The organism is Pseudoalteromonas sp. Scap25, assembly GCF_013394125.1.
In the GTDB taxonomy this organism is placed as follows: Bacteria; Pseudomonadota; Gammaproteobacteria; order Enterobacterales; family Alteromonadaceae; genus Pseudoalteromonas.
Genome location: NZ_CP041327.1, coordinates 2,738,887 through 2,752,255, shown reverse-complemented (window position 1 = coordinate 2,752,255; position 13,369 = coordinate 2,738,887). Strand labels below are relative to the sequence as shown.

Annotated in this window: 14 protein-coding genes and 1 riboswitch; of the genes, 10 read left to right on the top strand and 4 right to left on the bottom strand. The window is 39.7% G+C overall.

Going from position 1 to position 13,369, the window contains the following annotated elements; all coding sequences use genetic code 11:
- The first annotated feature begins 148 nt into the window (after positions 1 to 148).
- From FLM54_RS12765 to ung, 7 genes are all read left to right on the top strand, one after another.
- Positions 149 to 1,078: a porin gene (locus tag FLM54_RS12765; RefSeq protein WP_010391543.1), complete on the top strand. Its 930-nt coding sequence runs from the start codon at positions 149 to 151 to the stop codon at positions 1,076 to 1,078.
- 57 nt (positions 1,079 to 1,135) lie between these two features.
- Positions 1,136 to 1,266, top strand: a riboswitch (cobalamin riboswitch).
- A gap of 73 nt (positions 1,267 to 1,339) precedes the next feature.
- Positions 1,340 to 2,152, top strand: a complete 813-nt coding sequence (locus FLM54_RS12760; protein ID WP_178956561.1) for an ABC transporter ATP-binding protein — start codon at positions 1,340 to 1,342, stop codon at positions 2,150 to 2,152.
- Between the two features lies 1 nt (position 2,153).
- Positions 2,154 to 3,164 (top strand): iron ABC transporter permease, encoded by a 1,011-nt coding sequence (locus tag FLM54_RS12755; protein WP_178956560.1) that lies wholly within the window; start codon positions 2,154 to 2,156, stop codon positions 3,162 to 3,164.
- Entirely contained in the window at positions 3,164 to 4,645 is a 1,482-nt protein-coding gene (locus tag FLM54_RS12750) for a cobyric acid synthase (RefSeq protein WP_178956559.1), read from the top strand. The genes FLM54_RS12755 and FLM54_RS12750 overlap by 1 nt, the downstream gene beginning before the upstream one ends.
- Positions 4,638 to 5,237: a cob(I)yrinic acid a,c-diamide adenosyltransferase gene (gene cobO, locus FLM54_RS12745; RefSeq protein WP_010391538.1), complete on the top strand. Its 600-nt coding sequence runs from the start codon at positions 4,638 to 4,640 to the stop codon at positions 5,235 to 5,237. Before FLM54_RS12750 ends, cobO begins: the two co-directional genes overlap by 8 nt.
- The gene (locus FLM54_RS12740) at positions 5,237 to 6,085 is read left to right on the top strand and encodes a cobalamin-binding protein (protein ID WP_178956558.1); all 849 of its coding nucleotides are present in this window, start codon (positions 5,237 to 5,239) and stop codon (positions 6,083 to 6,085) included. Before cobO ends, FLM54_RS12740 begins: the two co-directional genes overlap by 1 nt.
- Positions 6,082 to 6,744 carry a uracil-DNA glycosylase gene (ung, locus tag FLM54_RS12735; protein WP_016900536.1) on the top strand — a complete coding sequence of 221 codons (663 nt, stop codon included), beginning with the start codon at positions 6,082 to 6,084 and terminating at the stop codon, positions 6,742 to 6,744. Before FLM54_RS12740 ends, ung begins: the two co-directional genes overlap by 4 nt.
- Before the next feature lie 59 nt (positions 6,745 to 6,803).
- On the opposite strand, the gene FLM54_RS12730 is transcribed toward ung, so the two are convergent.
- Together FLM54_RS12730 and tal are read right to left on the bottom strand one after the other, a co-directional pair.
- Positions 6,804 to 6,992, bottom strand: coding sequence for a DUF3545 family protein (locus FLM54_RS12730; RefSeq protein WP_008110646.1), 189 nt, complete (start codon positions 6,990 to 6,992; stop codon positions 6,804 to 6,806).
- A 227-nt stretch (positions 6,993 to 7,219) separates the two neighbouring features.
- Positions 7,220 to 8,170, bottom strand: a complete 951-nt coding sequence (gene tal / locus FLM54_RS12725) for a transaldolase (protein ID WP_008110647.1) — start codon at positions 8,168 to 8,170, stop codon at positions 7,220 to 7,222.
- Positions 8,171 to 8,388: 218 nt separating this feature from the next.
- On the opposite strand from tal, the gene yaaA reads away from it, so the two are divergent.
- Together yaaA and FLM54_RS12715 are read left to right on the top strand one after the other, a co-directional pair.
- Positions 8,389 to 9,168 (top strand): peroxide stress protein YaaA, encoded by a 780-nt coding sequence (gene yaaA, locus FLM54_RS12720; RefSeq protein WP_013465813.1) that lies wholly within the window; start codon positions 8,389 to 8,391, stop codon positions 9,166 to 9,168.
- A 106-nt stretch (positions 9,169 to 9,274) separates the two neighbouring features.
- The gene (locus FLM54_RS12715) at positions 9,275 to 10,234 is read left to right on the top strand and encodes a mechanosensitive ion channel family protein (protein WP_138606631.1); all 960 of its coding nucleotides are present in this window, start codon (positions 9,275 to 9,277) and stop codon (positions 10,232 to 10,234) included.
- Between the two features lie 441 nt (positions 10,235 to 10,675).
- On the opposite strand, the gene FLM54_RS12710 is transcribed toward FLM54_RS12715, so the two are convergent.
- On the bottom strand, positions 10,676 to 10,996 hold the full coding sequence (locus FLM54_RS12710; RefSeq protein WP_178956557.1) for a BON domain-containing protein: 321 nt from the start codon (positions 10,994 to 10,996) through the stop codon (positions 10,676 to 10,678).
- A 239-nt stretch (positions 10,997 to 11,235) separates the two neighbouring features.
- Positions 11,236 to 12,462, bottom strand: coding sequence for an ATP-dependent RNA helicase SrmB (gene srmB / locus FLM54_RS12705; RefSeq protein ID WP_010391528.1), 1,227 nt, complete (start codon positions 12,460 to 12,462; stop codon positions 11,236 to 11,238).
- Between the two features lie 76 nt (positions 12,463 to 12,538).
- Between srmB and FLM54_RS12700 the strand changes: the two genes are divergently transcribed.
- Positions 12,539 to 13,237: a tRNA1(Val) (adenine(37)-N6)-methyltransferase gene (locus FLM54_RS12700; RefSeq protein WP_178956556.1), complete on the top strand. Its 699-nt coding sequence runs from the start codon at positions 12,539 to 12,541 to the stop codon at positions 13,235 to 13,237.
- Positions 13,238 to 13,369 lie beyond the last annotated feature (132 nt).

Below are 13,369 nucleotides of genomic sequence, written 5' to 3'. Positions count from 1 at the left end.
TTTTAGATGTTATTTTGATTTCAGATTTAATGCAGTTTTATTAACTTAAAAAGACAAAAATATGTCCTTTGTAATATTTTTGTCATTTAGCGGTGACACACTGCTGCTGTTTTAAAAATTAGTCTATTGTGTTTATCGAGGAAATAACATGAAATTTGCAAAATCGAGCCTATGCCTAGCCTTACTTAGTGGTTTATCTTTTAATGCGCTTGCAGAAGTAGACATTTACGGTAAAGCGAATGTAACCGTTCAATCATCTGATGATGGAGAAGGGTCGTTTACTGAAATTAAAAGTAATGCATCTCGTTTCGGACTTAAGGGGTCTGAAAAAATTTCAGACGGTTTAGAAGCTGTTTATAAGTTTGAGTTTCAGGTTGATGTGTCGGACGCTGACTCAAAAGGCGATAAAGATAATATTTCAGCGCGTAATCAATATGTAGGTTTTAAAGGTTCATTTGGTCAGGTAGTAATAGGCCGTAACGATACCGCGCTAAAGCAGGCGCAAGGTAAACTTGATTTATTTAATGACCTTGAAGGTGATATTAAAAACACGTTTAAAGGTGAAAACCGCTTAGGTAACTCAGTATCTTACGCTTCAAACTCATATGAAGGCTTTAAAGTATTAGCTTCATTTATTGCAGAAGATGATAAAGATGCCAAAAATGGTTACTCAGTGGCGTTAACTTATGGTGATGCTGGCCTTAAAAAGAGCGCTGTATACGCTGCTGTTGCTGCTGATAGTGAAGTAAATGGTTACGACGTAGTACGTGCAACAGTTCAAGGTAAAATTGAAGACTTTAGACTTGGTGCAATGTACCAAACACAAGAAAAAGTAGACGGTAGCGCTGAAGCTGACGGTTACTTAGTGAATGCAGCTTACCTAATGGGTAGCAACACTTTTAAAGTGCAATATCAAACAATGGATTTTGATGACAGCGATGATAAAAGTGCAGTATCGGTAGGTGTTGATCACAAGCTAAACAAAAATCTTAAGGTGTTTGGCTTTTACTCAAGTTTTGATATGGACAACAACGTTGACCAAGATTACCTAGGTTTAGGTATGGAATATAAGTTTTAACTAAACCTTAGTTAAAACACTCCCTTTTAACCGCACTCAGCTGAGTGCGGTTTTTTTTGCTTTAAATTATTTACTTATCTGCGCATAATAGCCAAGCATTTGGAATGAGGTGAAACTCCTCAACTATACCCGTAACTGTAATCAGTTTTACTGTAAGTCAGATACAAGTGCCTTAAAACTTCATATAACGAGCGGGTTAACTCATTTTCTTTTTGGTACTTGTGGTACTGAGTGTGGGTTTTCCCTGCCTAGGATAATTTTTTGCACACTCAAACCGCTAAAAAAACTGCACTTCTAACCGTTAATAATGTCTCTTGGCGAGTGGGTAACACCTTAATCCTTGAGCATATTAATTTGAGTATTGAGCGTGGCAAGTTTGTTGGCTTAATTGGTCCTAATGGTGCGGGAAAATCGAGTTTACTGCGTTGCTTGTATCGATTTAATCAGCCGTCAGCGGGAGAGGTTAAATTTAATAACACCGATATTTGGCAACTAAAAAGCGAAGACTACGCCAAGCAAGTTGCCGTTGTGCTACAAGAAACACCGTCGCAATTTAACCTCTCGTTATTCGATGTTGTGGCTCTAGGGCTTACGCCACATAAAACGCTATTCAGTTCGACCACCCAAGCAGATAAACAAAAAATAGCTCAGGCTATTAGCCATGTGGGGCTTGAATCTCATAGTACTCAATTATTTGATTCGCTATCTGGCGGTGAAAAGCAACGAGCCTTTATTGCCCGCGCTATTGTGCAGCAACCGCAACTTCTTATTATGGATGAACCAACTAGTCACCTTGATGTGAAATATCAAATTCAACTGATGGAGCTGGCTAAATCTCTAGGGATCACGGTATTTGCGTCATTTCATGACTTAAATTTAGCTGCTGCTATGTGTGATGAGTTAGTGGTTATTAAAAATGGAAAAGTTGTTGATGCAGGTAAGCCAAATAAAGTGGTCACTGAGCAGATACTGGATGAGGTGTTTGGCGTTTGTGCACAAGTGAGCACTCACCCTCAATCAGCAGCTTCGGGTGAGGCTATTCCTCATATTACTTATTATTATGGATACCAATAATATGACGGTTTTTTCTAACCATACCGTTGCATTAATCGCTGCGCTACTATGCGCACTATTAAGTTTATTTATTGCACTGAGTTTTGGTGCGGCACCCACGTCGCTCGCAGATGTATATCAAAGCTTAACCTTTTCAAACGAGGCTTTATTCACCAGCCGTATTATTATTGAATTAAGAATGCCACGTACTTTACTGGCTTTTTTAGCTGGGAGTGGCTTAGCGATTGCAGGTTTAATACTACAAACAGTCACCCGTAACCCCTTAGCAGATCCTTACTTATTTGGTATTTCGTCCGGCGCTTCATTAGGTGTGGTTATACTAATGTCTTTTGTGGGAGCAGGGGCGGGTATTGCGCTATCTGGGGCGGCATTAACCGGTAGTTTAGTGGCGATGGGATTATTAATTTTAATTGCTGGCAGCCAGCGTAATGCCCAAGTTGAATCGATGTTATTGGCGGGGGTAGCCTTATCATTTTTATTTAGTGCTTTTACTAGTTTGTTACTTTATTGGAGCGATCCACAAGCAGTCGCGGCTATTTTATTTTGGACTTTAGGTAGTTTTGCTAAAGCACAGTGGCAGTCGCTGCTATTACCTGTCTTAGTCATTATAGTCTGTACAATAATCATGTTGGGTTTTAGGCGTCAGCTTAATGCCATGTTGTTAGGCGATGAAAGTGCGACAACGCTTGGCGTAAGAGTACATCGTTTTAGAATTTTAATGCTTATTTTAAGCTCGTTGATCACGGCCGTGTTAGTTGCCAACTGTGGTGGTATTGGTTTTGTTGGCTTGATGGTGCCACACATAGTGCGCTTTTTTATCTCTCAAGGTAGCCGCGTTGGATTATTAATGACTGGATTAGTCGGGGGAATATTTATGGTGTGGGTCGATGTGCTCGCTCGCTCACTATTAAGTAATCAAGAGTTGCCAATCGGAGTGATCACGGCGGCTATCGGCAGTCTATTCTTTTTAAGTATATTGTATTTTCGTAAGCGTCAGCTGGTGGTTCAATAATGAAAACACTAATGGTACAAGGCACTACCTCAGATGCGGGTAAAAGTACCCTGGTTGCAGCACTTTGCAGAGTGTTTGCTAATCAAGGTGTTAATGTTGCGCCGTTTAAACCGCAAAATATGGCGCTTAATAGTGCCGTAACTCATGATGGCGGTGAAATTGGTAGAGCACAAGCATTACAAGCCGTTGCGGCAAAAGTAGCACCTGAAATAGACTTCAACCCGATATTACTCAAACCCAATAGTGATACCGGCGCGCAAGTTATTATTCATGGTAGGGCTATTAGCAATATGGAAGCCGACTCTTACCATGACTATAAAAAAGTGGCTATGGAAGCGGTATTAACCTCGCATAATCGTTTAGCTAAACGCTTTGACTTATTGTTGGTTGAAGGGGCTGGTAGCCCAGCTGAAATTAACTTACGCGCAAACGATATCGCCAATATGGGCTACGCCGAAAAGGTTGATTGCCCGGTTATTATTATTGCTGATATTGATAAAGGGGGTGTGTTTGCTCACCTAGTAGGGACTTTGGCGCTATTAAGCGAATCAGAGCAAGCACGGGTAAAAGGCTTTGTGATTAACCGTTTTCGTGGTGACATTAGCCTATTACAAGGCGGGTTAGATTGGCTTGAAGAGTATACAGGTAAACCTGTGTTAGGGGTGTTACCCTACCTACACGATTTAGCACTTGATGCCGAAGATGCCGTTGCCATAGATAATAATGTGACCGAAGCCAGCATTAATATTGCGGTGCTGCTAGTGCCTCATATTAGTAACCATACCGATTTTGATGCACTGCGATTACACCCAAATATAAATATAACCTATGTGCGCCATACTCAAACAATTCCTGATGTTGATTTAATTATTGTGCCTGGCAGTAAAAATGTACTCAGCGATTTGGTATTTTTAAAAAATGAAGGCTGGGATAAGCAAATTAAACGCCATTTACGCTATGGTGGCAAAGTATTGGGTATTTGCGGCGGTATGCAAATGCTAGGTAATACGATTTGTGACCCTAATGCGGTGGAATCATCATTAGGGCAAATAGCTGGGTTAGCGCTTAGTGATTTTGATACCACATTAGGTGAACAAAAAGTGCTAAGCCAAGTAAACGCCACTATTAGTTTAAACCAGCAGCAGGTTGCTTGTCAGGGTTACGAAATACATGCTGGGATCAGTAAAGGTCAAGCGCTCAATAAACCACTTATTCACTTTAATAAACACCCCAATGGCTTTACTACGGATGGTTTTATTAGTGACGATAATGCCATTGCTGGTACTTATTTACATGGCTTATTTGACAACGCAGCCGCTACAGAGCTGCTATTAAAGTGGCTAAAACCAGACAGTGAAATTAGTGGTATCAGCATCAATGAGCATCGCGAGCGCCAGCTAGAACGCCTCGCTGAAATGTGCCAAACACATTTAAACATTGAACAAATTATTAAAATTTACCAAGGACATAACAATGACTGAATCAACAAACGACAAGCACCAACAGCGCCAGCAAAAAGTAAAAGAACAAGTTGATGCTCGAGTAGCAGCGGCACAGCAAGAAAAAGGCATTTTTCAGGTTATTACTGGTAATGGCAAAGGTAAATCAACCTCTGGTTTTGGTGTGGTTGCACGCTGTGTTGGCCATGGTAAAAAGGCCGCGGTATGTCAGTTCATTAAAGGTACATGGGAATGTGGTGAGCGTAATTTACTACAAGGTGCTGGAGTTGAATTTGCTGTTATGAACACAGGTTTTACTTGGGATACGCAAAATAAAGAGGCCGATACTGCGGCAGCACAAGCAACATGGCAAGAGTCAAAGCGGATGCTAAGCGACAGCAGTATCGATGTGGTATTACTCGATGAGCTCACCTATATGGTGACCTATGGCTATATCGACCTTGAGGAAGTGGTTGCTGCAATTAACAACCGACCTGCAATGCAATCGGTAATTATTACTGGCCGTGCTGCGCACCGTACCTTAATTGAGCTGGCCGATACCGTAAGTGAAGTGCGTAATGTAAAGCATGCGTTTGAGTCGGGCGTAAAAGCACTAAAAGGCTTTGATTACTAATGTTAAAACGCATTATTCTTGGGCTGTTATTGTTTGCTGTTTATGTACCTCAAGCCTTAGCCGACAAGCCGCTTCGTATTGTGGCTTTGGCACCACACATAGTCGAAAATTTATATGCCATTGGGGCGGGTGATCTAATAGTGGGCACGCTGGATTACGCAGATTACCCACAAGAGGCGACTAAAATTGAGCGTATCGGCGGCTATAATGGCATTTCTATCGAAAAGTTACTCATGCTCAAGCCTGACATGGTCATTGCGTGGAAAAGCGGTAATCAGGCAGAAGATTTAGCACAAATTAAGCGACTAGGGATTGAATTGCATTTAAGTAATCCACGCTCTATTGAAGGCGTTGCTAAAGAAATACTAAAACTAGGTCAATTAACGGGTCGTATTGAGCAAAGTAAAAAGGTAGCAGAGGCATTTACAGCTAAGCTCAACGCAATTAAAGCCGCGCAGCATAATAAAACCACGCTTACTGGGTTTTATCAGCTGTGGCCTGAGCCTATGATGACGGTATCAAAAAATACCTGGATAAATCAGTTAATCGAAACCTGCCAAGTAACTAATGTATTTGCCGACAGCGACACAGATTACCCACAAATCAGTATTGAAAACGTGATAGTGACTAAGCCACAAGTTATTATTATTCCTGATGAAAAATCAAAACGGGTAATACCTACAGTTAATTGGCAGCAATGGCCTGAAATTCCGGCGGTTAAATATGAGCAATTTATTAGCGTTAACGCGGATTTATTACATCGTTTTTCCCCTAGAATGCTTGATGGATTAGCACAAATGTGTGACAAAGTTGAGGTATCTAGAGAACTTATTAAGAGTCAATTATGAGCAACTGGTCATCTTTTTTAAATCACGAACTTAGCCAAGCATATATGCAGCAAACCCTTGAATATGTTGCGAATAAACGATCAAACGGTATTGCTGTGTTTCCACCAGAACCGCAGGTGTTTAACGCGTTTGATGCAACTCCACTTAGTGACATTAAAGTGGTTATATTAGGTCAAGACCCTTACCATGGAGAAGGGCAAGCGCATGGCTTGTGTTTTTCTGTATTGCCTGAAGTTAAAAAGCTCCCGCCTTCACTTAAAAATATTTATAAAGAGTTAGTGACGGACATTAATGGTTTTATTACACCGGAGCATGGCTATTTACAAAGCTGGGCAGATCAAGGTGTGTTTTTGCTTAATACCGTACTAACAGTAGAGCAAGGGCAAGCCCATTCCCATAAACATTTAGGTTGGGAGCAATTTACCGATAACGTAATTACTCATATAAATGAGCATTGCCAAGGAGTGGTGTTTATTTTGTGGGGCGCACATGCACAAAAAAAAGGTAAAAGCATTGATCGCCAGCGCCATCATGTATTGTCTGGGCCGCACCCTTCACCGCTTTCAGCGCATCGCGGCTTTTTTGGCTGTCAGCACTTTTCAAAAACCAATGAGCTGTTAATAGCGCAAGGAGCACAGCCCATTAATTGGCAAGTATAGGGTAATTGGTATTAAAAAAGGCTTTCATAAATGAAAGCCTTTTTAGTTGCTGTTGTTGATTAAAACTCTAACTCATCAATAGCAATACTATCAGCAAAATAGTCGAGCTCCTGTAGTTCTTTGCGCAAACGTTGCTTATCTTTTATTGCTTCTATTTCGCGCCATTTTCTTTTTTTATTTTTTTGAGAGGTTTTTTTCGATGTATCAGAACCTTCTAATATTTCTATTATTTCGTTTAGGCTATCCATTGATTATCTCCTATTGACCACTTTTTGAACCTCGGCATTATCTATACCACAGCTATTAATAAAATAGAATATAAATGTGACGAAACTGTTACTAATGGGTGGTGTTTTGATGAAGATCAATACAAAAAGAACGTAAATAGGAACAAGTCGAGTATTTAAAATAAATCGCAGGCACAAAAAAACGTCGCTAAAAAGCGACGTTTTTAAATTCGTTAAACAGCTGTTAGTTACATCGCTTTAAAGCGTGCTTCTAATTGCTCTTGCGCATCTGCAAATGAGCGAATACCTTCAGCTAGTTTCTCAGTAGCCATAGCATCTTGGTTATGTAACCAACGGAACTGTGCTTCGCTAAGTGGCTCTGGTTTTGGCTCTTTAGCAATATCGCTCTCTAGTAAGTATTCTTGTGCGTCTTCTAAATTACCTAGCTCTTCTAAAAGATTAGGGCTAATTGTTAGCTTATCGCAGCCTGTAAGGGCAATAATTTCGCCGGTGTTACGAAAGCTTGCGCCCATAACAACCGTTTTGTAATCGTGACGTTTATAAAACTCAAAAATACTACGCACCGATTGTACACCAGGATCTTGTAGCGGGTCGGTTGGTTTTTCCATACCGTTTGCTACGTGCCAATCTAAAATTCTGCCAACAAATGGCGAAATTAAAAATACGTTTGCATCAGCACAGGCACGGGCTTGAGCATCACTAAATAAAAGCGTTAAGTTACATTTAGTGCCTTCTTTTTCTAACTGTTCTGCGGCTTTAATGCCTTCCCATGTTGACGCTACTTTAATTAAAATCTTGTCTTTGCTTACGCCTTCTTTTTCGTAAAGGCTCAATAGCGTATGTGCTTTATTAATTGTTGCTTGAGTATCAAATGATAAACGTGCATCAACTTCAGTAGAAATATAACCCGGTACAATTTCGCTAATTTCTTTACCAAGTAATACTGCAAAATAATCACAAGCCAGCTCTAGTTGTTTTGCAGGCTGTTGCTCGGTTTCTTTAGCGTATTGCCATGCTTTATCTAGATAAGGTTTGTAAGCTTCAATCTCGCTCGCTTTTAAAAGCAGCGATGGATTGGTAGTCGCATCTTCAGGTTGATGTTTTTTTATGGCTTCTATATCGCCCGTGTCGGCCACGATAGAAGAATGTTGTTTAAGCCTTTGTAGAGCGCTAGTCATTTGCTTTTCCTCATTCCAAGCAAGTTAAAAGAAAATCTAAACTACCTTAATATAGCTATACTGCAACAGTGTGACAATGCTTGATAGGTCTTATGTCCTTATCAATGAAAAAACGGTAACGGTTGAGTTTTAGGTAGGATAATTTTAAACAAAACGTGCTTTTCGTCTCATTTAATGTTGAAATTGACATTAAATAATTTACAAGTCAATAGCTAACTATGATCACTGTTATTTCACCAGCAAAGAATCTTGATTACGACACGCCACCCGCAACAGATAAGTTCACTCAACCTGAATTACTTGAGCACAGCGAAGCGCTCATGAAAGTATGCCGTGAACTAACTCCTGCGCAGATTGGCAGTTTAATGAAAATTAGCGATAAGCTCGCGGGCCTTAATGCAGCACGTTTTAGTGAGTGGGCGCAACCGTTTACTACGAGTAATGCTAAACAGGCTGTGCTTGCCTTTAATGGCGATGTATATGGCGGTTTAGATGCCGACACCCTAACGGCTAAGCAACTTGATTATGCTCAAGAGCATTTACGTATACTCTCGGGTTTATACGGATTATTAAAACCGCTTGATCTAATGCAAGCCTACCGCCTGGAAATGGGTACAAAGCTTGAAAACAGCCGTGGTAAAAACCTATATGAGTTTTGGGGCAGTATTATTGCTAATAAACTTAACGACGTTTTAGCGGCACAAGATGCACAATACTTAGTTAATTTAGCGTCTAACGAATACTTTAAAGCGGTAGATAAAAAAACGCTTAACGCACAAATTATTACGCCACATTTTAAAGACTGTAAAAACGGCCAATATAAAGTGATTAGCTTTTACGCTAAAAAAGCGCGCGGCATGATGGCGCGTTACCTTATCGAAAACCAAGTCACGCAATTAAGTCAGCTTAAAGAGTTTACCGTGGCCGGTTATTACTTTAGCTCAGAAGCAACCACTAAAGAACTTGAACCGGTATTTTTGCGCGAAGAGCAAAGCTAACACACTTTTTTAAAATGTTTAAAAAGCCATGCATTGCATGGCTTTTTATTTTGGCGCTATTTTTGCAGACCTTAGGTTATTAACCCAAACTAAGGTATAAAAACAAATGCTCTCAATTCCCTCAATTACAGAAGCCGAAAAACTCATAGAAGAGAAGCTCGGCGGTTGGTTTGATGTTGTTATAAGTCATATCCCTAACTTTATAGTCGCGGTGATTATTGCGATTATATTTTCATTTATTGCCCGCCTTGCAGGCAAAGGAATGAAAAAAGTATTGCGTCGTTCCCTCGATTCTACTCAAATTGCCGACTTAATGGCCTCCATTTTTAAAGTCATTGTTTTGAGTGTAGGAGTCTTTATTGCCCTTGATTTTATGGGTTTAAAAAGTACCGTTACGTCACTACTTGCGGGTGCAGGTATTGTTGGTCTCGCCATTGGTTTTGCTTTTCAAGATATGACCGAAAACCTAATTGCGGGTATTGCTATGGGTATTCGTAAACCGTTCAAAGCGGGTGATGTTATCGAGACCGATAACGTATTTGGTTCAGTGCATTCAATAAATTTACGTAACACACTAATAGAGAGCTTTTACGGGCAGTTGATACTGGTTCCTAATAAAATACTATTTAGAAATGTACTGCGTAATTACAGCACTTTAGGGGTCAGAAGAATAGAAGTACCAGTAGGTATTTCTTACGCTGACGATATAGAAAAAGCCAGTGAAGTTATTGTCGAAAAAATTAATCAATTCGACTTTGTGATCCGCAAAGATGAGACCGCGGTGTACGCAGAAGGCTTTGGTGATAGCAGTATAAACTTATTGGTATGGTTTTGGATTAAATACCCTGGTGAGCCCGATTTTATGACGGTGCGTCACAAAGGTGTTGTGGCAGTAAAGCAAGCACTCGATGCTGCTGATATAAGTATTCCGTTTCCTATTCGTACGTTGGATTTCGGTATTAAAGGCGGTGAAAAACTCGATGCCATGATAAGCGATAAAATAAGTCAGCAGTCAACTAGTAAAGAGGCTGATAGCAACACTGATACAAGCCAGGAAAGCAATTAATTTTAAATTTACAAGGGTAAAGCGGTAGGAAAAACTTACTGACTATCAGCGCGTTTTTACAAAGTAAAAACGCGCTTTTTATTATAATTAATTGATGTTCGGAAGTAACTAAAGCCTTGCGTTAACTAAGTTAAAAGCGTCTCAATTAGAAAACTATATCGATAAGGTTTCTCATTTCAAAATAGATTATTTAATTAATCGAATATGTTCTCAAGCTTGATGCAAGCCCTATATAGAAGTGTCTTTGAGTAAAGGATTCAATGGTATAAGTAGCTGCAATGAGCGTCGCGATTGGCGCGTAAACTAAAAGGCTTTTAATCAAGCTATTTATACTGGCTCGGGAGTATGTTCTGCATTAAATTATATCTTGCAGGCCATAAAAAGCGCCGCTTGTGTTGGAGCAACAAGCAGCGCTGAAGAATAAGTTAAGAAGGAGATGTATTAAATCACACTAATTTTGTTACGAATGACTTTAACCCCATCCATATTTTCTAAAAATTTTTGTGCAAGAGCACGTTCAAAACCGTTATTAGCTTTGCCTTTAAGTTCAACGTCGCCATTTTCAACCTGTACGTTTAAATTTTTTAATTCTAGGTTTGGGTTAGTACGTAATTCATGAGTAATAGATTGCTGTAAAGTAGCTTGTGTGGCCACACTACTCACTATCGCTAAATGCGTTGCTGCACTAACTTTAAAAGCAGAGACTAATAAAAATAAACAACAAAACGAAATAAAACCGATAGTAAATTTAATGCGACTCATAACTATATCCTTAATGTGTTTTGAAAAATTATCGCCGTTATTTGGCGTTTTAATACTCATATATTGACTAGGGTTACAAGTTTCATTCCAAATTTAACTGTTTGAAATAATTGGGTATTTTATTAAGTGGTTATTCAGCTAAGTAGTTTTTACATATTACTCTGAATTGCTTACTCACTGTTTTTAAGCCACAAAAAAGCCGACAAACGTCGGCTCAATCAAATGTACTAAAGCTAAAGCTATTTTTTCTTTTTAGCTTTGGCTTTTTTCTTCGCTTTCATTTTTACTGGATCTTTACGCTTTTTAACTGGTGGCTTAGCTTCTTTATGTTTTGGCTCTAATCCTTTAAATACACGGCGTTTTAGCTTCTGCTCTATGTAACGTTCTACTTTGTAAAGGATGCCAATATCGTGTGCTTCAATTAGTGAAATTGCTATGCCTTTTTTACCCGCGCGACCTGTACGGCCAATACGGTGTACGTAAACATCTGCAGTGCGAGGCATATCAAAGTTAATTACGTGGCTTATATCAGCTACATCAATACCACGCGCGGCTACATCGGTCGCGACTAAAATGCGGGTTTTGCCACTGTGGAAATTTTCCATCGCTTTCATGCGTTTATCTTGTGGCATTTCACCACGTAGCCACGCAGCTTTAACGCCGTTATTGGTTAGTTCACCAATAAGGGTTTCAAGGCGCTCACGAGTTTTTACAAACACAATCGCTTTACTAACATCAGGGCCGTTTAAGGTGTTAACTAATAGCTCAAGCTTGTGATGGTAATCGTCAGCTAAATGAACCCATTGATGTATTTTAGCTTTTTCTTTGCGTGATGATTCGGCTTCAAGTAGAGCCGGGTCGTTTAAAATACGCTCTGCAAATAATTCTACGCTGTCACCTTCAAGAGTAGCTGAGAATAAAAAGCACTGACGACGGTTTTTAGCTTCATCACAAATACGCAGCATTTCTTTACGAAAGCCCATGTCGAGCATGCGGTCGGCTTCATCAAGAATGAGCATTTCTACGTTTTCTGCGTGGAAGTTTTCAGTTTCCAAATACTCCATTAAACGCCCAGGTGTGGCGATTAAAATGTCGTTATTATTTTCAAAAATTTCTTTGTGTGTACCGTAATTAATACCGCCGGTAACCACCCCAATTTTTAAGTGGGTTTGTTTTGCAAGTAACTCACATTGTTCATGAATTTGATAAGCAAGCTCGCGAGTTGGGGTCATAATTAATACCCGTGCAAAGCCCGGATCACGACGCGGGAAATCCATTAAATATTGAATTGCTGGAATTAAGAATGCCGCCGTTTTACCCGTACCTGTCGGTGCAGACGCTAAAATATCACGCCCTTGCAACGCCTCAGGAATGGCTTGTTGTTGAATGCTAGTAGGGGTTTCAAAACCCATTTTATTAATAGCATTGAGTAGCTTATTATCAAGATCAAATTCAGAAAATTGCATAGAGTGTCAAAAATAGGGGACAATTGCCGTTAATTATACGCACTTAAATCTACTTGGTGAATGAAAAGGTGAAAAAATGTCTGGTTTTGCATTTAAACAATTTAAGGTTGAGCACGACCAGTGCGCCATGAAGGTCTCTACCGATGGTATTTTACTCGGGGCATGGGCTGATTTAAGCGATGCTAGTTCGTTATTAGATATTGGCACAGGCACGGGGTTGTTGGCGTTAATGTGTAAACAGCGAGTGCCAGATTTAAAGGTGAGTGCGGTTGAGGTTGATGAAGCCGCCTACCAGCAAGCTGTAAAAAATTGCCAGCAAAGCCCTTGGCCTGATATTAGTATTTATCATCAAGGCATTCAGCATTTTGCGGCTGAGACTAAATTTGATTGCGTTATATCTAATCCGCCTTATTTTAATCACAGTTTAAAAAGTGATAATGCAGCACGCAATGCCGCTCGCCATACCGATGGTTTAAGCTTTGCAGAACTGATTGCTGCGTTTAAACGCTTAACGCATAAACAGGCACACTTTAATTTAATTTTACCCAGCAAAGAGGCACAGTTATTTATAACCTTGGCGCAGCAACAAGGGCTGTATTTAAACGCGCATTGCAAAGTAAAAACTACACCGAGTAAAGTGTTCAGTCGTAGCTTAATGCGCTTTAGCTCAATCAAAACAGAATTACAACAAACAGTGCTTTGCATAAAAGATGAAAACAACACCTACACAGCTGATTATGTCGGGCTTTGCAAAGCATTTTATTTAAAGATGTAAGCTATAAATTGAGCTTAGTTATTTAAAAAGAAAGATAATTTACCCATTATGCATACGTATTCAGTTTTTATTTAATCAATCACCAGACTAGTGTTAACCACTTGTAAATAACGTCGAGTATGTTGTTTAACT

What these genes read in the sequence shown, in the direction of transcription:
- FLM54_RS12750 (WP_178956559.1), top strand. Translation starts at nt 3,164, where the DNA reads ATGAAAACACTAATGGTACAAGGCACTACCTCAGATGCGGGTAAAAGT.
- cobO (WP_010391538.1), top strand. Translation starts at nt 4,638, where the DNA reads ATGACTGAATCAACAAACGACAAGCACCAACAGCGCCAGCAAAAAGTA.
- FLM54_RS12765 (WP_010391543.1), top strand. Translation starts at nt 149, where the DNA reads ATGAAATTTGCAAAATCGAGCCTATGCCTAGCCTTACTTAGTGGTTTA.
- FLM54_RS12700 (WP_178956556.1), top strand. Translation starts at nt 12,539, where the DNA reads ATGTCTGGTTTTGCATTTAAACAATTTAAGGTTGAGCACGACCAGTGC.
- FLM54_RS12715 (WP_138606631.1), top strand. Translation starts at nt 9,275, where the DNA reads ATGCTCTCAATTCCCTCAATTACAGAAGCCGAAAAACTCATAGAAGAG.
- srmB (WP_010391528.1), bottom strand. Translation starts at nt 12,462, where the DNA reads ATGCAATTTTCTGAATTTGATCTTGATAATAAGCTACTCAATGCTATT.
- FLM54_RS12710 (WP_178956557.1), bottom strand. Translation starts at nt 10,996, where the DNA reads ATGAGTCGCATTAAATTTACTATCGGTTTTATTTCGTTTTGTTGTTTA.
- tal (WP_008110647.1), bottom strand. Translation starts at nt 8,170, where the DNA reads ATGACTAGCGCTCTACAAAGGCTTAAACAACATTCTTCTATCGTGGCC.
- FLM54_RS12730 (WP_008110646.1), bottom strand. Translation starts at nt 6,992, where the DNA reads ATGGATAGCCTAAACGAAATAATAGAAATATTAGAAGGTTCTGATACA.
- yaaA (WP_013465813.1), top strand. Translation starts at nt 8,389, where the DNA reads ATGATCACTGTTATTTCACCAGCAAAGAATCTTGATTACGACACGCCA.
- FLM54_RS12755 (WP_178956560.1), top strand. Translation starts at nt 2,154, where the DNA reads ATGACGGTTTTTTCTAACCATACCGTTGCATTAATCGCTGCGCTACTA.
- ung (WP_016900536.1), top strand. Translation starts at nt 6,082, where the DNA reads ATGAGCAACTGGTCATCTTTTTTAAATCACGAACTTAGCCAAGCATAT.
- FLM54_RS12740 (WP_178956558.1), top strand. Translation starts at nt 5,237, where the DNA reads ATGTTAAAACGCATTATTCTTGGGCTGTTATTGTTTGCTGTTTATGTA.